The organism is Streptomyces sp. LHD-70, assembly GCF_031157275.1.
In the GTDB taxonomy this organism is placed as follows: Bacteria; Actinomycetota; Actinomycetes; order Streptomycetales; family Streptomycetaceae; genus Streptomyces.
Genome location: NZ_JAVIFW010000023.1, coordinates 54,619 through 71,972, shown reverse-complemented (window position 1 = coordinate 71,972; position 17,354 = coordinate 54,619). Strand labels below are relative to the sequence as shown.

14 protein-coding genes are annotated in these 17,354 nt (G+C 72.6%); 5 read left to right on the top strand and 9 right to left on the bottom strand.

All coding sequences use genetic code 11. The features are described from left to right. The first annotated feature begins 69 nt into the window (after positions 1 to 69). Positions 70 to 927, top strand: a complete 858-nt coding sequence (locus RCO28_RS32990; protein ID WP_308945010.1) for a hypothetical protein — start codon at positions 70 to 72, stop codon at positions 925 to 927. Between the two features lie 110 nt (positions 928 to 1,037). On the opposite strand, the gene RCO28_RS32985 is transcribed toward RCO28_RS32990, so the two are convergent. Beyond that, complete coding sequence (locus tag RCO28_RS32985; protein WP_308945009.1) at positions 1,038 to 1,964, bottom strand: dihydrodipicolinate synthase family protein; 927 nt, start codon at positions 1,962 to 1,964, stop codon at positions 1,038 to 1,040. A 71-nt stretch (positions 1,965 to 2,035) separates the two neighbouring features. Between RCO28_RS32985 and RCO28_RS32980 the strand changes: the two genes are divergently transcribed. Further along, the gene (locus RCO28_RS32980; RefSeq protein ID WP_308945008.1) at positions 2,036 to 2,968 is read left to right on the top strand and encodes a LysR substrate-binding domain-containing protein; all 933 of its coding nucleotides are present in this window, start codon (positions 2,036 to 2,038) and stop codon (positions 2,966 to 2,968) included. A 167-nt stretch (positions 2,969 to 3,135) separates the two neighbouring features. Here RCO28_RS32980 and RCO28_RS32975 read toward each other — a convergent pair whose 3' ends face one another. From RCO28_RS32975 to RCO28_RS32955, 5 genes are all read right to left on the bottom strand, one after another. Next, on the bottom strand, positions 3,136 to 3,906 hold the full coding sequence (locus tag RCO28_RS32975) for a 2,3-dihydro-2,3-dihydroxybenzoate dehydrogenase (protein WP_308945007.1): 771 nt from the start codon (positions 3,904 to 3,906) through the stop codon (positions 3,136 to 3,138). A 103-nt stretch (positions 3,907 to 4,009) separates the two neighbouring features. Further along, positions 4,010 to 5,179, bottom strand: a complete 1,170-nt coding sequence (locus tag RCO28_RS32970) for a 3-deoxy-7-phosphoheptulonate synthase (protein ID WP_308945006.1) — start codon at positions 5,177 to 5,179, stop codon at positions 4,010 to 4,012. Between the two features lie 267 nt (positions 5,180 to 5,446). Continuing rightward, positions 5,447 to 6,631 (bottom strand): FAD-dependent monooxygenase, encoded by a 1,185-nt coding sequence (locus RCO28_RS32965; RefSeq protein WP_308945005.1) that lies wholly within the window; start codon positions 6,629 to 6,631, stop codon positions 5,447 to 5,449. Positions 6,632 to 6,691: 60 nt separating this feature from the next. Further along, positions 6,692 to 8,263: an AMP-binding protein gene (locus tag RCO28_RS32960; protein ID WP_308945004.1), complete on the bottom strand. Its 1,572-nt coding sequence runs from the start codon at positions 8,261 to 8,263 to the stop codon at positions 6,692 to 6,694. Positions 8,264 to 8,683: 420 nt separating this feature from the next. Continuing rightward, positions 8,684 to 9,532 (bottom strand): isocitrate lyase/phosphoenolpyruvate mutase family protein, encoded by an 849-nt coding sequence (locus RCO28_RS32955; RefSeq protein WP_308945003.1) that lies wholly within the window; start codon positions 9,530 to 9,532, stop codon positions 8,684 to 8,686. Positions 9,533 to 10,011: 479 nt separating this feature from the next. Between RCO28_RS32955 and RCO28_RS32950 the strand changes: the two genes are divergently transcribed. After that, positions 10,012 to 10,878, top strand: a complete 867-nt coding sequence (locus RCO28_RS32950; protein WP_308945002.1) for an arylamine N-acetyltransferase — start codon at positions 10,012 to 10,014, stop codon at positions 10,876 to 10,878. An 11-nt stretch (positions 10,879 to 10,889) separates the two neighbouring features. Further along, on the top strand, positions 10,890 to 11,834 hold the full coding sequence (locus RCO28_RS32945) for an NAD(P)-dependent oxidoreductase (RefSeq protein WP_308945001.1): 945 nt from the start codon (positions 10,890 to 10,892) through the stop codon (positions 11,832 to 11,834). Positions 11,835 to 11,940: 106 nt separating this feature from the next. On the opposite strand, the gene RCO28_RS32940 is transcribed toward RCO28_RS32945, so the two are convergent. Both RCO28_RS32940 and RCO28_RS32935 read right to left on the bottom strand, forming a co-directional pair. Further along, positions 11,941 to 12,732 (bottom strand): aminotransferase class IV, encoded by a 792-nt coding sequence (locus tag RCO28_RS32940; protein ID WP_308945000.1) that lies wholly within the window; start codon positions 12,730 to 12,732, stop codon positions 11,941 to 11,943. Positions 12,733 to 12,745: 13 nt separating this feature from the next. Continuing rightward, positions 12,746 to 13,549 (bottom strand): SGNH/GDSL hydrolase family protein, encoded by an 804-nt coding sequence (locus RCO28_RS32935; RefSeq protein ID WP_308944999.1) that lies wholly within the window; start codon positions 13,547 to 13,549, stop codon positions 12,746 to 12,748. 391 nt (positions 13,550 to 13,940) lie between these two features. On the opposite strand from RCO28_RS32935, the gene RCO28_RS32930 reads away from it, so the two are divergent. Next, positions 13,941 to 15,185 (top strand): transposase, encoded by a 1,245-nt coding sequence (locus tag RCO28_RS32930; RefSeq protein ID WP_308944998.1) that lies wholly within the window; start codon positions 13,941 to 13,943, stop codon positions 15,183 to 15,185. 129 nt (positions 15,186 to 15,314) lie between these two features. Here RCO28_RS32930 and RCO28_RS32925 read toward each other — a convergent pair whose 3' ends face one another. Beyond that, positions 15,315 to 17,294, bottom strand: a complete 1,980-nt coding sequence (locus tag RCO28_RS32925; RefSeq protein ID WP_308944997.1) for a helix-turn-helix domain-containing protein — start codon at positions 17,292 to 17,294, stop codon at positions 15,315 to 15,317. Positions 17,295 to 17,354: the final 60 nt, after the last annotated feature.

The window sequence follows — 17,354 nt, the reverse complement described above, 5'->3', positions numbered from 1 at the left end:
GGAAGCGGGCATGGTCCAGCGCTTCCTTGCCCTCGTTCGTTTCGGCGGCGGCCCTGCACGGTCGCCCGTATGACGCACCCGCCAGCACCAAATCGTGTCGTCGACCTGCGAGTTGAACCCGTGAACGAGGTTCTGGATCGTGTGGAGATGTCGCTCCGGACGCACCTGGAGCGAGGCTTGGTCGTACGGAAGCGGCGATCGGTCGGGGCGCGGACGGACCGAGGCACGTGGGTGCGTATCGAGAGGCGCGGGTTCGACAGGATCGGCCCTCAGGGGTGGAACGGCACCGAGTGCGCCGCGTTCCTGGACGGTGTCGTCCAGCCCGGGTGGCACGGCTGTGTGGCCTGGCGGGACGCGGACGAGCCGGTGATGTGGCGGGCCGACGAGACCGACCTCCTGCCCGCACCTCCGATCGGCACGGCCGTACTGGCCGAGGACCCGGTCCTGCCCGACGGCTGGTGGCCGCAGCTCAACGCCTCGCTCGACGCGCTCATGGGGCAGACCACCTGGCGTATCGCTACGCCGGACACCATCACCATCACGCAGGCCGTCGTCACCGAGTCCATCCGCAGCGTCTTCGCCGATGACTTCGATACGACCGTCGAGTGCTGGGTTCCCGCGCACGCGGACCTGAACTGGGCCAACCTGACCGCGCCTGCGTTCTGCCTCTTCGACTGGGAGGACTGGGGCAACGCGCCACGCGGCCTCGACTCGGCCTCGCTGTGGGCGAGTTCGCTCGCCGTCCCGGCCCTGGCCGATCGCGTACGACGGGAACGGCACCGCGACTTCGAGAGCCGGGACGGCAAGCTGATGACGCTGTTCGCCGCATCGAAGATCCTCGGTCCACATGCGCATCGCGAGGACCCTCGAGTCGCGCCCGCTCGAAGCGTTGCAGGGCAGATCGTCGCGGAGCTCCTTGACGGCTGAGCGCTGCCCCTGCAGGGGGACTTCACCAGAAGGTGCGCCCCAGTGCGGCGGCCGGCGCGTTCTGCCGGGAGGCCCACGGGGAACAGAGACGCGGGGACCACGGGCTCGTCTCAGGCCGCGGCCTCTTGGTGGGCTTGGTGGGTTCGGGCGGTGGCCAGGTCCGCCGCCCGCCGGACCGAATCGGCGGAGGCGGCCAGCAGCGGCAGCCGGACTGCCGGGCTGGGGATGCGGCCCTGGGCGTGCAACACCCCCTTGATCACGGTCGGGTTCGGCTCGGCGAAGAGCGCGGCGGACAGCCGGGCCAGCTCGGCCCCTAGCCTGCGGGCCGGTCCGGCAGCGTCGCCCTGCCACAGCGAGATCAGCTCGGCGAAGTCAGCGGTGCGGACATTGGCCGACGCCAGGATGCCGCCGCGGGCGCCCGCCGCGAGCAGCGGCGAGATGACGGCGTCATCGCCGCCGAGCACCGCGAAGCCTGGTGCCGACGAGCCGAGCAGTTCCATCGCGGCTGCGTCGATCGCACCGGTCGCGTACTTGACCCCGACGACCTCCGGTAGATGCCCGAGCGCGTTCAGAGCGCCGGTGCTGAGTGGCTGACCGGTGCGGTACGGGATGTCGTAGACGACCAGCGGCAAGCCCCCATGTTCGGCGAGTGCCGTGAAGTGCGCCAGCGTTCCCGCCTCACCGGGTCGGGTGTAGGGCGGCGCGGGAACCAGCGCCGCGGCGACGTCGCCGCTCTGAGCGAGCTCCCGCAGTGTCGTGATGGCGGCGGCGGTGTCGTTGGTGCCGACGCCGACGATCAGCGGAGCTCCGTGTGCCCGGCAGACGGCAGAGCAGATGCGGACCACGGCACGCTTCTCCTCGGTCGTCAGCGTGGCCGCCTCCGCGGTGGTGCCCAGGGCAACGAGTCCGCGAGCGCCGCCGGCCGACAGCGCTTCGTTGGCGAGGCAGGCGAGCGCGTCCGGCGCGAGGTGCAGGTCGTCGGTGAACGGAGTCACCAAGGGGACAAACAGGCCGGTGAGGTTCGCTTCGGGCTTCATGCGCCCAGCCTGACCGACACCAACCCAGTAGTTCCAGTTCATGTTTCTTCGCTTATGCATAAGCTCACCTTATGCTCGATCTCCGACGTCTCCACCTGCTGCGCGAACTGGACCGGCGCGGCACCATCGCGGCCGTCGCCGAGGCGCTGACCTTCACCGCCTCGGCTGTCTCCCAGCAGCTGAGCGTGCTTGAGCGCGAGGCGGGCGTGCCCCTGCTGGAACGAAGCGGCAGACGGGTGGTGCTCACGCCTGCAGGCCGCACCCTCGTCACCCACGCCGACGCCGTCCTCGAACGCCTCGAACTGGCGGTCTCCGAGCTGGCCGGGGCACGCGAGGGCATCGGCGGGCCGCTGCGGATCGGGACGTTTCCCTCTGGCGGCCCTGCGATCGTGCCCACCACGCTGGCCGAACTGGCCCTGCGGCATCCCGCCCTGGAACCGATGGTGCAGGAGATCGACTCGGCGCGAGTCTCCGACGGTCTACGCGCAGGCGAACTCGATGTGGCCCTCGTCCACGACTACGATTTCGTGCCCGCATCCCCGGACACCACGGTCGAGCAGGTGCCCCTGCTGGAGGAGTCGATGTACCTGGCCACGGGCGGCGCCACCGACAGCGATCCCGCTACCGGTCCTGCCGCCCGCGGCGACACGCTGGAGGAGTTGCTCGGACCGTGGGCCACGTCCCCATGGATCACGGCCCGGGACGGTACGACCGGTCACGCGATGGCCGTACGCGCCTGTCAGGCGGCCGGTTTCCAGCCGCGCATCCGCCATCAGGTCAACGACTTCCGTACGGTCCTGGCACTGGCCGCGATCGGGCAAGGTGCCGGATTCGTACCGGAGATGGCCACCGCACACGCCCCCGAGGGCGTGGTCCTGACCCGGCTGCCCCTCTTCCGTCGCTCGAAGGTCGCCTTCCGCGCGGGCGGCGGCACGCACCCGGCGATCGCCGCATTCGTGGCGGCGGCGCGCACAGCAATGGGCGTCACGGGCGGTGCCGCCTAATCGGAGACTTCTGTTCCTGCGCCCCGACGGAGAGCTGATGCTGCGAGCCGCCCCAGTGCGGGCCGTATGCCGGGGCGCGGGCCGACGTACGAGCGCACACGCGCAGCCGCCGCCGGCCCCCGTGGGTGACCGGGGACCGGCGGCGGTCTGCTGGACGGGGGCCGGGGTCAGGAGCCCAGCGAAGCCCCCCCGTCCACCGTCAGCACATGCAGAGTGATCTGCTTCGCCTCGTCCGACAGCAGGAACGCCACCGCCGCCGCGACGTCCGTCGGGAGGGCGAGGCGGCCCGTGGGGATGCCTACGCGGTACTTGCCGGGGTTGCCCTCGAGCGTTCCCTGGGCGCTCGACTCGTCGGACCACATGGAGCGCAGCATCGGGGTGTCGGTGGAGCCGGGGGCGACGACGTTGCAGCGGACGCCGTGGCGGGCGACCTCCAGGCCGAGTGACTTGGTGAACATCGTCGCCGCCGCCTTGGACGCCGCGTACGCGGCCATGTCGGCGCGCGGGGTGGCGGCCGCGTTGGAGGCGACCGTCACGACGGCGCCCCGGGTGCGGGACACCATGCGGCCGACCACGGCACGGGAGAGGTAGAAGACGCCGTTGACGTTGACGTCGAAGGTCACCCGCCAGTCGGCCTCCGCGTACGAGACGACCTCGCCGAGGCGCAGTACCCCGGCCGCGTTGACGAGCATCTCGACCGGGCCGAGCTGTTCCTCGACCCGGATCACGGTCTTCTCGACCTGGTCGCTGTCGGTGACGTCGGTGACGTACGCCGTCACGTCCAGGCCGTCGGCCGCCAACTTGCCGACGGTTTCGGTGAGTTGCTCCTCATCCCGGTCGACGGCCGCGACGACGGCGCCGCGGCCGGCCAGTTCCCTGGCGACCGCCTCCCCGATGCCGCCGGCGGCGCCGGTGACGAGGGCGACTTGTCCTTGCATTTCCACGACCTCTTCTCGTCGCTCGGACCCGGGCGTCCCCGGGAGGTGCCCCGACGACCCGGGAGGAGCCCCGGCGTCCCCGGGAGGTGCAGCCGCGTACGGCTCATCCCGCCCACGCGGTCACGACGGACATCGCCTGGGCGGGCGTCAGACGCGGGTCACAGTGGCTCGTGTAGCGCTCCCCGACCCGGTCGAGGTGGGCCTCGGTGCGTACGCACTCGGTGACGTCGTCGGGGGTGGTCTCCAGGTGCAGTCCGCCCGCGACGCCACCCTCCGACTCGACGGCGTACTTGAACGCCCGCACCTCGCGCTCGACGACCGGCACCAGGCGGGTCTTGTGGCCCGACGGGGTGCTGATGGTGTTGCCGTGCATCGGGTCGGTGAGCCAGGCGACCGGGTGTCCGGCGGCCCGGACCGCGGCGACCAGGGATGGCAGCCGGTCGGCGACCGCGTCGGCGCCCATCCGCGCGATGAGCGTGAGGCGGCCGGGCTCGCGCTGCGGGTCGAGGCGCTCGCACAGGGCGAGCAGCTCGTCCGGGGTCATCTTCGGGCCGACCTTGCAGGCGACCGGGTTGACGACCTTGGCGAGCAGGGCGACATGGGCGCCGTCGACCTGCCGGGTGCGCTCGCCGATCCACGGGAAGTGCGTGGAGGCCAGCAGGAGTTCACCGGTCTCCTGCTCGCGGACCATGGGGACCTCGTAGTCGAGCAGCAGCGCCTCGTGGCTGGTCCACACGGTCGACTCGGCGTGCCGGCGGCAGGCGCCGGCCCAGCCGAGGTTGCGGGTGATCTCGCTGGCCGCCATGTAGCCGGTGAGCATCCGCAGCGGGTCGGGCCTGCGGCTCTCGGCGTCCGGGTCGGGCAGGTTGACCATGTGCCCCCGGTAGACGGGCAGTTCGACGCCGTCGACGGACTCGGTGTCGTTGGAGCGGGGCTTGCCGAACTGGCCCGCCATGCGGCCGATCCGCACCACGGGCTTACGGGTGATCAGCTTGAGGGCGCCGGCGAGCAGGTCGAGCACGGCGGCCTTGCGGTGCACGTGTTCCGAGGTGCTCTCGTCGGGGTCCTCGGAGCAGTCGCCGGACTGCACCACATGGGCCCGGCCCGCGGCGACGCGGGCGAGCTGTTCGCGCAGGGCGCGCACGTCGGTGGCTTGCACCAGCGGCGCTCGCAGCGACAGCTCCTTGCGGACCAGCCGGGTCTGCTCGTAGTCGTTCCAGTCGGGCTGTTGCAGGGCGGTCTTGAGCGGTATGCCGAGCATGGTGTCGTCCACTGAATGTCTCCGAAAGGTACGGCGGCGGGTGCCGGTCGGCCGGATGTCTCAGGGCACGGATCGGGGCCGTCACGGCCCCGGCCCATGGCCGGGGAGCGGGTCCAGGGAGGCAGGACCCGATGGGGGATCGATCGATCGTTAGCCGGAAATTTCAGGATGGCCAGAAGGGAGAGCGGACGCCGTCAACTCCCGCTCCACTGCGTCAAGTCGGCCGCTTACGACAGGGAGGACCCCGCGGCCACTGACGGCAGGGAGGACCCCGGCCGCTTACGGCAGGGAGGACCCCCCGTCGTGCAGCCACGCGACCTTGTCGTGGAGCTCGTCCACGGACAGGGCGGACAGCATGGCGTTGCGTTCCGCGGCGGCCGGGCCGGTGAGGTGGTAGAGCCTGCGCGCCAGCTCCCGGGCGACGAGCTGCGTCCTGGCCGTGCGCTCACGCCGCATCGCGTTGTACTTCTCCAGGCGCTGCGGAACGTTCTCAGGAGTCATGTCCTGCAGCACGGATCCGAGGACGACGGCGTCCTCAAGGGCCATGCAGGCGCCCTGCGCGGCGTACTGCAGCATCGGGTGCGCGGCGTCCCCGAGCAGCGCCACCCGGTCGTCGGTCCAGTCGGCCACGGGGTCCCGGTCGCACAGCACCCAGGCCCGCCACTCGTCGCCCCCGAGTTCGAGCAGGGACCGGGCGGTGGTGCTCAACTCCGGGAACTGGCCGAGGACATGGGACCGGGACACCGGCTCGGCGACCAGGGCGCGGGTCGCGCCGTCGTCGCGGGTGGCCGCCAGGTTCAGGTACTTGCCGCCCCCGATGGCGTAGTGGACGAAGTGCCACTTGGGCCCCGCCCACAGCGTCACCGTGTTCCAGCGCAGCTCCTCGGGGACCAGCTCCATCGGGATCACGGACCGGTAGATGGTGTGACCCGAGACCCTGGGCGGGCCGTCGCCGACCAGCTGGCCGCGGAGCGCGGAGCGGATGCCGTCGGCGGCGATCAGGGCCGAGCCGGAGAAGCGCTCCCCGGTGCGGGTGACCGCGGTGGCCCGGGTGCCGTCCTGCTCGTACGCCACGACGTCCTGGCCGGCGACCAGCTCGATCCGGTCCGAGGCGCGGCAGGCCTCGACGAGCGGCTGGAACAGGTCGCAGCGGTGCACGACGGCGTACGGGTTCCCGAACCGCTCCTGGTAGGCCTCGGTCAGCGGCATCTCGGCGACGCGTTCACCGCTCGTGCCGTCCATGAACCGCAACGCGTCGATGAACACGGCGCGTTCACGCACCGCGGCGCCGATGCCGAGCCGGTCGAGGGCGTGGAAGCCGTTCGGTCCCAGCTGGATTCCGGCCCCGTACTCGGTGAAGCAATCCCTGCGTTCCAGGACGGTCACCTCGTGACCGTGTCGGGCCAGGCTCAGGGCCGCGGCCAGTCCTCCGATGCCGCCGCCGGCGACGACTGTCTTCGACATCGCTCTGTTGTCTCCTCGGTCTGTGTCCGGGTTGCTCACGTGCGGCGCGCGGCGGTCCTGCTAGGCCGCTTCTCCGGCCTGGAGGCGGGCGGCCAGCTCGCGGCGCTTGATCTTCGATGTGGCGGTGCGCGGCAGCTCGTCGAGCTTCATCTGCACCGGCGGCGCCAGGGCGGCGGGCAGGTCGCGTACGGCGGCGCGCCAACGCCCGGGATCCAGGGGCCGGTTGCCGGCGGTGCAGACGACGGGTACGGGCTCCTGCCGCGCCCCGGCCACGAAGACGAGCTCGGTGAGTTCCGGCAGCCGGGCGAGGACGGTGTCCTCGGCCTCCAGGGTGGAGCGCAGCGCGGGGATCAGGTCGACCTCGCGGTCGAGCAGGTGGACGCAGCCCTGCTCGGTGAGGTAGCCGACGTCGCCCATGCGCCACCAGCCGTCGGTGACCTGCTCCTGGTACCGCTCGTCCTCGCCGTAGTACGTCAACGCCCGCCCGGGGGTGCGTACTTCGATGTGTCCGGGGGTGTCGGGGCCCGGCTCCTCGCCGCCGCGGCTGACGACCCGGATCTCGGAGGTGCCGGGCATCGGGTGGCCGAGGCAGCGGCCGTCGATGTTCTCGGCGCCGTGCCGGGTGTAGGCGCGGCCGGCGAGCGGGCCGCACTCGCTCTGCCCGTAGATCTGGTAGAAGAGCGGCATCCGGCGGTCCGAGGCGGCGAGCAGGTGCTGGATGGTGCCGGGGTGGATGGCGTCGAAGGTGCTGCTGAAGTACTTGACGCCGGCGAAGGGCCTGCGCGGGTCGGAGGCCAGCGGCTCCCACTCCATGAAGCTGTTGGGGTGCGTCTCGATCAGGCCGGGCCGCAGCTCGGCGCAGATCTGCGCCACGTGCTCGGCGTCGCCCTCGCGCACCACGATCGCGGGCATGCCGCGCGGCAGCAGCACCGCGAGCGCGAGGAACAGCCGGGAGTGCACGAACGAGACGTGGATCAGGGTGCGTTCGGGCTCCCGGAACGCCCTCGCCAGGCGCTCCTGCGGGCGCAGCCGGCCGAGCAGCGAACGCGCCGTGTGCACCACGAGCTTGGGCGTTCCGGTGGTGCCGGAGGTGTGCGTCATCAGCGCCGCGCCGTCGGGTGCGGTGCGTACGGCGGGTACGGCGGGGGCGTCGGCGAGGTCCGCGAGGGACACGGCGCCCGGGTGCGTGCCGGCCGTGACGAGGACGCGGTCGGCGAGCTCGTCGAGCGGCAGCCCGGCCAGTTCGCCGGTGAGCTTGCCGGTGTCGGTCAGCAGGTGCGGGCGGCCGAGGCGGGCAAGGAGGCGCTGGACGGTGTCGGCGTCGAGGGCCGGGGAGAGCATCGCCGGGACCGCGCCGATCCGGGCGGCGGCGCAGGCGAGCAGGTACAGGTCGAAGTTGGCGCTCTTGTGCAGCGCGACGTGGTCGCCGGCCCGCACCCCCGCCGCCCACAGCCGGGCCGACAGGTCGGCGATGTGCCCGGCGAGCTCCGCCACGGTGAACGCGCGCGGTGCGTCGGGCAGGGCGTCGAGGCCGTGGTCGACGACGAGGAGGCCGTCGGGGTGTGCGGCCGCGGCCTCCTCGACCATGCTGCCGAGCCAGAGACCGGTCCTGTCGTCGGGGTCCGTGGGCATGGGGCTCCTTCTCAACGGATGGGTTCGTGGCGGGACTTCTCAGGCGTGGCGGGACTTCTCAGACGTGGCGGGACTTCTCCGCCGGGTGCGGCGGCCGAGGTCGGCATGCGGGCCCGGGCGACCGGTATCAGCCAAGGTCCGGCGGCCCCGCCTTCACCGCGGGTGGCTCAGAGGCTGGTGAAGACGGTTCCATGCTGTGGATTCACGCCAATCGCGGCAACGAACGCATGTCCAGTAAGTCAGGTCGTACGGACCGCCTGCTCAGGTCGTACGGACCGCCGCGCACGTCGTCCGTAGTCCGGTGGCGCACGTCGTACGGACCGCCCGCGCACGCCGTCCGGGTGTGCCAGAACGCGGCGCGCCCCCTCGACCGGACGGTCGAGGGGGCGTGGGAACCCGCGGAGGGTGGGGGCGGAAAGGTCAGGCCTGCTCGGCCTGTTGGGCCTCCTGGGCCGCCTGGTGCCGGGCCAGGAACTCGGCGTACGGGTCCTCGCCGCTGCGGATCTTGCCCGCGAGCCCTTCGAGGACCATCAGCGTCGCCATGTGCAGCCCGGGCCCGAACGACACCCGGGCGACGCCGAGTTCGGCCAGGCGGTCCAGGGACGGGGTCTGCGGCAGGTACATGATGTTGACCGGCCCGGGGATGCGCTCCACGAGGGCGGCGATGGTCTCCTCCTCGGCCACGAAGATGGGGAACACCGAGTCGGCGCCCGCCTCCAGATACGCGCGGCCGCGCCGCACCGCCTCGTCGGTCATCTCCTGCGCGGGCGTGTCCTTCGGGTACGCGCCGGGCTCCCACACGTCGACGCGCGCGTTGATCCAGAGCGGTACACCGGCCTCGTCGGCGGCCGCGCGCATCTCGGCGATCAGGGCGGCCTGGGTGGCGACGTCGACCAGGTCGGTCGAGGGGTACGCGGTGTCCTCGACGTTGCAGCCCGCAGCGCCCAGGTCGAGCAGCCGGGCCACGATGTCCTTGCCCGACATCCCGTAGCCCGCCTCCATGTCCACGGTCACGGGGACGTCGACGGCCTTGATGATCCGCCCGGCGGCGGCCAGCATCTCCTCGGCCGGGGCGGCCTGGAGGTCGGCGTGGCCGAGGCTGTCGGCCACGGCCTTGCTGCCCGTGGCGATCGCCGGGAAGCCGGCCTTGGCCAGCACCTGGGCGCTCGCCGCGTCCCAGGCGTTGGGCAGCACGAACGGCCGGTCGCCGTGGAGCGCCCGCAGGCGCTCCGCCTTCGCGGTCAGCGCCGCCACGTCCACCGTTGCCATGAGGTCTCCTCGCTGCTTTCGCTGCTGCTTTTGCTGCTGCTTTTGCTGCTGCTTTTGCTGCTGCTGTCGATCGGCTGCTGTCGATCGGCTGGTGTCCGGCCGTGGAAGAGGGGACCCCCAAGGACCCCCCACACGACCGGCGCTCCCACGGCCGGTCAGCCTCACCGCGCCACCCCGGCGGCCACCAGCGCCGCGCGCCGAGTCCGTCAGGTCACGCCGGGCCGTGTCCGTAAAGTCTCACGCCAGGCCGTGTCCGTAAGGTCCCGTCAAGCCGTGTCCGTAAGCCCACGCCGCTCATCTCCCCCTTCACGGCGAGGAGTTGACAGACTCCCGCCCCGCACGGGCGCCGTGCACGAGCCCGCTGCCACACTCCAGCACCGTGCGACGGCCGGTCACCGACAAGCACCAGGCCCCTTCGCACCGAGGCCCGGACCTCCCCTGTCATCGCCGGGCCTCCTTTCTTGGGAAAGGGCAGTGCCGTGACTATCACGAGCGTGGACGACGCCGGTACGGATCCGATCTGGGGCAGTGACGAGCTGGACCTGGACGCGTACCTTCGCCGGATCGACTATGACGGGCCGCGCTCCGCGACCCTGGACACCCTGCGGGCGGTGCACCGCGGCCACCTGGCCACCATCGGGTTCATCGCGGACGGCATCGACCGCGACCAGCTGCCGATCGACGTCAAGTCCGTGCAGGACAAGCTGGTGCACGGGGCGGAGGGCGGCTCCTGCTACGAGCACAACCTGCTGTTCGCCGCCGTGCTGACCCGGCTCGGCTTCACCGTGACCCGGCACCTGGCCCGGGTGCGGCGCGGCAACACCACCGATATCCGCTTCCGTTCGCACACGGCTCTCCTGGTCGAGGCCGAGGGCGAGCGCTACCTCGCCGACGTGGGCTTCGGCGACGAGGGCCCGCTGGAGCCGATCCCGTACCGGCACGGCGCCACGCTCGAAGTGGGCGGCTGGCGCTGGCGCCTGGACGACGACGGCGAGGAGTGGGTGCTGCGCTCGATGCACGCGGACGGCTGGTTCGACGTGTACTCGTTCACCACCGAGGCGCAGTACCCGATCGACTTCGAGGTGGCCGCGCACTTCTCCATGACGAGCCCGCGCTCGGTGTTCATCGGCCATGTCGTCGCGATGCGGGTCGGCCCCGATGAGCGAGTGGTGCTTCGGGATCGCATCCTGGAGACCCGCCGGCCCGACTTCGACGACGAGCGCCGCCTCATCGCCGTCGACGAGATCGTCCCCACCCTGCGTGATGTGCTGGGGTTGACGATCCCCGACGACCAGGCGGCCAAGATCACGGCCCACCTGCACCGCGACCGCTCCGCCCGACAGTAAGAGGATTGACCATGAGGATTCTGATTGCCGGCGCCACCGGGGCGATCGGCCGGCAGCTGACGCAGCAGCTGCTCACCGCGGGCCACGAAGTCGTGGGCCTGGCCCGGTCCAAGGGCCGCGCCGCCGATCTGGAGAGCCAGGGCGTTCGGATGGTGTACGGCGACGCCCTGGACCGCGCCTGGGTCATGGAGGCGGTCCGCGAGACGGCGCCGGACGCGCTCGTGCACCTGCTGACCGCGATCCCCGCGAGCCCCAACCCCAAGCGCGTCGACCAGGAGTTCGCGCTCACCAACCGGCTGCGCACCGAGGGCACCCGCAACCTCGTGGACGCGGCCGCGGAGGCGGGCGTGAAGCGGGTCGTCACGCAGAGCATCGCGTTCGTCAACGAGCCCGGCCAGGGCCCCGCCGACGAGGACGCGCCGTTCCTGAGCAACCCGCCCAAGCCGTACCGCCCGGTCCTTCAGGCGGTCGTGGACCTGGAGCAGATCACCAAGGAGGCCGGCGGCCTGGTGCTGCGCTTCGGCCACCTCTACGGGCCCGGCACCGGCTTCGCCGAGGACGGTTCCTTCGTGTCGCAGGTACGGGCCGGGAAGGTGCCCGTGATCAGCGGCGGCAACTCGGTGTTCTCCTTCACCCACGTCGCCGACGCGGCCTCCGCGATCGTGACGTCCCTGACGGCGGAGACGAACGCACCGGTCCTGAACGTCGTCGACGACGACCCGGCGCCGGTCCACGTCTGGCTCCCCGAACTGGCCCGCATCCTCGGCGCCGCCAAGCCCAAGGCGGCCCCCGCGGCCCTCGCCCGCCTCGCCATCGGCGGCTGGGGCGTCCTCTACATGACGGGCCTGCGCGGCGCGAGCAACAGCCGCGCCCGCTCCGCCCTGGCCTGGCAGCCCAGCCACACCTCGTGGCGCGAGGGCTTCGCGGCGGAGCTGAGCGGCACGGCACCCGCGTAACACCCGGGCACACCCTCCGAAGGGGCCCGACAGGCTTGCACGGCGAGCTTGTCGGGCCCCTCGCGCGCGTGCGCGACACGGGCCGCAAAGATCGGAGAGACGGGCCCTACGGCCGCTCCCCCACCACCCCCAGATAAGCCGCGCGCAGCGCGTCGAGCACCGGGTGGTCCGTGGCGAACTCTGCCTCGTCGATGCGGGACAGCGCCCGTACGCCGACCGAGGCGTTCGTGGCGAAGGCGGCGTCCATGGTCTTCGCCTGCGTGAGCGTCAGCGGGGTCTGGGTGTGGGTGTGGGTGTGGGTTCCGTGGGTGCGGAGCAGTGCCATCGTCACCCCGGGCAGCACGTCCGCCTGTGGCCAGAGCACCTCGCCGTCCCGGACGAAGCCGACGTTCCAGGTGCCGCCCTCGGTGACCCGGCGCTCGGCGTCGACGAAGAGGGCGTCGTCGTACCCGGCCGTCTGGGCCTCGCGGCGGGCGCGGAGGGTGCCGAACAGGCCGACGTGTTTGACCGCGGGCAGGTCACGGTCGTGGCGTACGGCGGTGACGCTCAGCGGCGGGGCCGTGAGGGAGCCGGCCGGGCGGCGGGTGAGCAGCAGCCGGGGCCGGGCGGGCGCGGCCGGGCGGCCGAGGTCGAGGCCGGGGTCGTAGACGGTCACGCGCACCACGCACGGCCCGTCCTGCCCGGCCAGTTCCCGCCGCAGCAGCTCCCGCACCCGCTCGGGGTCGAGCTCCGCTCCCCACACGGTCCGGCAGTCCCGTACGAGACGCTCCAGGTGCAGCGCGAGCCCGCGGACGCGGCCCTCGGCGTCGCACCGCATGGACGTGAAGTGGCCGTAGTTGAGCAGGGCGAGGCCGAGCAGCTCGTCGGGCTGCACCGGCTCTCCGTCGAGTGTCGCCATGCGGCCCAGGATCTCAGGGCCGCAGTTCGTCCCCGCGGCGAGGGGCCGCCCGGGGCGCGGCCCGGGGTCCCGTCCGCGGCCCCCGCGGGCGGTCCAGCCACGGGGTGAGGTAGTCGCGCAGCCAGGCGGTGTCGGGGTGACGCACCTCGGTGCGGGAACCGTCGGCCGTCGTACGCACCAACTCGCCGTCGGAGACCGTGTGGTGCAGGCCGAGTGCCCTGGCCGCCTCGGCGGCGATCTGGCGGTGGCCGAGATCCGAGAGCCGCAGCCCGCCCTCGTCCCAGGCCCGGCTCTCGCGCAGCGCGCGCAGCGACCACAGATCGGCGACCGGGCAGCCGTGCCGGTCCGCGATGGCCCGCAGATGCGCCGTGTACGTGGCGGCCTTGGCGCGCGCGTGGCGCAGCACCGGCAGCGGGCGCGGGTCGATGCCGGTGAACAGCAGGACCGTACGGGCGGGTGCGCACAGCTCGGCGACCGCGGTCTCCAGGCGTTCGGCGAGCGCGTCGGGGTCGGCGTCGGGGCGCAGCAGGTCGTGGCCGCCCGCGCGCAGGGCGACCAGGTCGGGGGCGAACTCCCGTACGGCGGTGAGCTGTTCGGCGACGATGTGGTCCAGGGACCGTCCGGGGGCCGCCTTGCGGTAGCGCAGCACGCCGTCAGGCCGTTCCTCGGCGAGCAGCACGGCGAGCCGGTCCGCCCAGTCGGGGAACGGGGCGTCGCGGCCGGGGCCTTCACGGTGCGCGGCGAGGCAGTCGCCGAGCGCCGCGTACGACTCGACGGGGTGCCCGACCGCCCTTCTCGATGCTGTGGTCGTCGGCACTTCTCAACTCCGGGTCCGGTCGGCGGTGCTCGCCGCCAAGGCGGCCGGGGTACCGGTGTCGCGCGAGGCGCCATGGGCGGCCGGCTTTCCTGCACCCTTGCCCTGGTGCGGTGATGGTGGGCCATGGGCCTGCAGGGGTCAAAGTTCCTGGTCGGAGTGTGTCACCTAGGCCGTGTCATCACCCTTGCACCGCCGCATGGTGGCCCGGCCACACCCCCGCGTCCCCGTTCCCCCCGGCGGGCGCCGCCCCCGGGCTCTGCGGCAGGCCTCCTGGTGGTCCGGGCACCGGAGCGCGGCTCAAGTGGGTGAGCGGCACACCTCGTTCAGGCACCTGCTCCCACCCGACGGTTGAGGTGCAGCTGAGGGGCTGCCCAACCGATGGGGGAACGTTGTGAACACGATTGTCCTGAGGAGAAGGAACTCTGCCGTACCAGGCCCGATACGCGATCGGGCTCCCCTGACGTCCGACACCGCCGGCTACGACGGCGTCGTCTCCGAACTCAGCACCGCCCTGTTCGCGGAGTTCCGCAGGAAGGACCAGCGGATGAAGGCCGAGCAGTATCTGCGCGGCCTCCTCTTCGCCGAGGGCCGCAAGTCGATCCGGAACATCGCGGCACACGTCGGCGGTGCCGCCGCCGAGCAGGCCCTGCACCACTTCATCTCCAGCTCGACCTGGGACTGGCAGCCCATGCGGGCCGCACTCGCCGGATATCTGGAGCGGTCCTGCACGCCGCGGGCCTGGGTGGTTCGCTCCCTGCACATCCCGAAGGCCGGAGAGCACTCGGTGGGCGTGGACCGGCTGTTCGCCCCGCAGCTGGGCCAGATGTTCCGCGGGCAGCAGGCGTTCGGGGTCTGGTTCGCCTCGGAGGAGCTGAGCGCACCGGTCAACTGGCGTCTCATGCTTCCCGATCAGTGGGTCAACGACCACGAGCGACGGGACCGGGCGGAGGTTCCGGAGGGCCTCGGGTGCGAGAGCCAGGAGGAGTGCGCCGCCTCCGTGGCGATCGAGGCCGCGCAGAACTGGGGGGTGACGCGCCGTCCCGTCCTGCTCGACCTGCGCGGCAGCAACGTACGCCCGACGCTCGCGCGGCTCGCCGCGGCGCAGGTGCCGGTGATGGGCCGGATCGGTGCGTCGTGCCGGCTCACCGTCGCCGACCGTGCCATGCCGGGCTTCGGCGCGGGCCCGCTGCCCGCCCAGCAGATCCTGGAGTCGACGAAGGGCCTGCGCCGCCCGGTGCACTGGCTCGACCCCGCCGCCGGGCGCACCTCCCGCACGTCCCTGGCCTCGGTCGTACGGGTGTCCCTGCTGAACCCGCAGACGGGCCGGCAGCGCCCGATGCTGCTGCTCGGCGAGTGGCACGACCCGCAACGCCCCCCGGTCCAGGTCTGGTTGACCGACCTGACGAACGCGCCGGTCGCGCCGCTGCTGCGGCTGACGAAGCTGACCCGCCGCGTGGAGCAGGACTTCGCCGAGGTCGGCGAGGAGGTCGGGCTACGCGACTTCGTGGGGCGGTCCTTCCGCGGCTGGCACCGCCACATCACGCTGGCCTCCGCGGCCCACGCGGCGACGGTCCTTTCGGCCACGGACGAGGGCCTCGACGTCGGCCTCGGCCTCGGCCTTCAGAACGCGGCGTAGAGCAGCGCCGACGAACGAACGCCGGAGGGGGCTGGTTCTCACCAGCCCCCTCCGGCGTGCGAGGTGGCCACCCTGCAAGGGCGCGGCGGGCGCGGCAGGCCGGCGGGCGCGTCGGGCACGGCAGCGGGCTCAGGAGGTGTCGTCCGCCGGTCCCCGCCCGCCGCTGCCGTCCCGGTCGCGCAGCACTCTCCTGGCCCGCTGCAGCCGCAGCGCCAGCTGCACCTCCAGGGCCTGGCCCGGCTTCTGCCAGTCGCTGCCGAGGAGTTCGGTGATCCGCTCCAGGCGGCGCGAGACGGTGTTGGGGTGGACGTGCAGCGCCTCGGCGGCGTTGGTGGGGCTGCTGCCCGAGGCGAAGTAGGCCTCCAGGGTGCGGGTGAGGTCGGTGAGCCGCTCCGCGTCGTACTCCAGGACCGGGCCGAGGGCCGCGCCGATGAAGCCGTCGACGTCGTAGTCGTCGGAGAGGAGCAGGCCGAGGAAGCCCAGGTCGTTCGCGGCGGCCGCGCAGCCCGTGCCGCCGAGCGCGGTGAGGGCGTCCAGGCAGCGCATCGCCTCGCGGTACATCCGCGCGACCTCGGCGGGCGACCAGTCGGGCCCGGCCGCGCCGACGGAGACCGGGTGGCCGAGCAGCGGCGCGAGTTCGTCGGCGACGGCACGGGCCGCGGCGGAGGCGTCGGTGCCGGGCAGCAGCAGCACGATGCAGCCGCTCTGCACGGTCTTGAGCCCGGACATGCGGTACGCGTACGACGACGCCCACACCACGGCCCGGCCCTGCTCCCCGCCCTCGGGCCGGGCGACGACGAGGACGTGCGGCTGCTCCAGGTCGATGTCGAGGCGGCGGGCCCGCTGGGCGATCTGGTGCGGGGACTGCGTGGAGGCCGAGGCGTCCAGGAGCTCGTCGAGGAGTTCGTCGCGTACGGGCCCTTCGGCGACGGCGGCGCTGCGCTGCATCAGCAGGTGCACGGCGAAGGCCTGCGCGGTGGTCTGCAGCAGCCAACTGTCCTGCCCCACCAGGCGGGTGACCGGTCTCAGGACGAGGACGCCGAGGTCCTCCGTACCGGCGACGACGGGGGTGACCCAGGTGCGCTCGTCGGCGAGGACGGGCATGCGCTGGGCGTGCGCGGCGAGCACGCCCTTGGCGATGGCGTCCTCGTCGAGGTCGGGTATCTCGCCGCCCGCGGCCACGACACCGCCGGCCGGGTCGCGCATCTGCAGCGTGCCGTCGAGGGCGTCGCCCGCGGCCTTGGCGACGGAGGTCAGGTCGGCGCCGGCGACGAGCAGGCCCATGATGCGGCTGTAGGACTCCCCGAGCTGTTCGAGCCGGATCAGGCTGGTGCGCGTACGGAAACCGTCGAGTTCGAGCTCGGCGACCTGGTCCTGGGCCCGTTGCAGCAGTCCGGCCTTCTCTATGGCGACGGCCGCGAGGTCGGCGAGGGAGCAGATGAGGCCGATCTCGTCGGGCGTGTAGTGGCGCACCTTGCGGTCGGCGCCGTAGAGCACGCCCACATTGGTGTCGCCGTGCCGCAGCGGTACGGCCATGATGGCGCGCAGCCCCTCGGCCTCGACGACCTCGTCGATGCCGGCGGAGTGCGGGATCGTGTCGTCGTTCAGGTAGTCCGCGGTCCACAGCGGCGCGCCGGTGGTCAGGGCCCGGTTGCCGAGGCCGCTGCCTCCCTCGACGCGAAGTCCCGTGTTGAGCGCAGTGGTCGAGCCCTCCGAGGTGCGGACGACCATCGCGCCGTCGGGGGCGCGGAGCGAGACGTACGCCATGTCGAAGTGGAGCAGCAGCCGCACCCGGCGGGTGATGACGCTGAGCAGCGTGTCCAGGTCGTAGGGGAGGGTGAGGTCGCGGGCGGTGTCGACGAGCGCGGCGAACCCGGCCTCGCGCTGCCGCCCGCGTTCGAACGAGGCGTGCACCTCGCGGGCGAGCTGCACCGCGCGTTCGGCGCGCGCGAGAGCCGCGGGGGCGGAGCCGGACCGCCGTGCGCGCTGGAGCAGCGCGTCGATGCGGCCCACCGCCGCTTCCTCCGCGAGCAGTTCGAGTACGGAGAGAGCTACGTCATCCCCACCGCCGCCGCCCCCGTCGTCATCGCCACCGATATAGCCCGACATGTCGTATCCCCCACCCTCTGGACCGGGCACCGCCCGGCGCGGCTGAAACTAGTTCTCGAA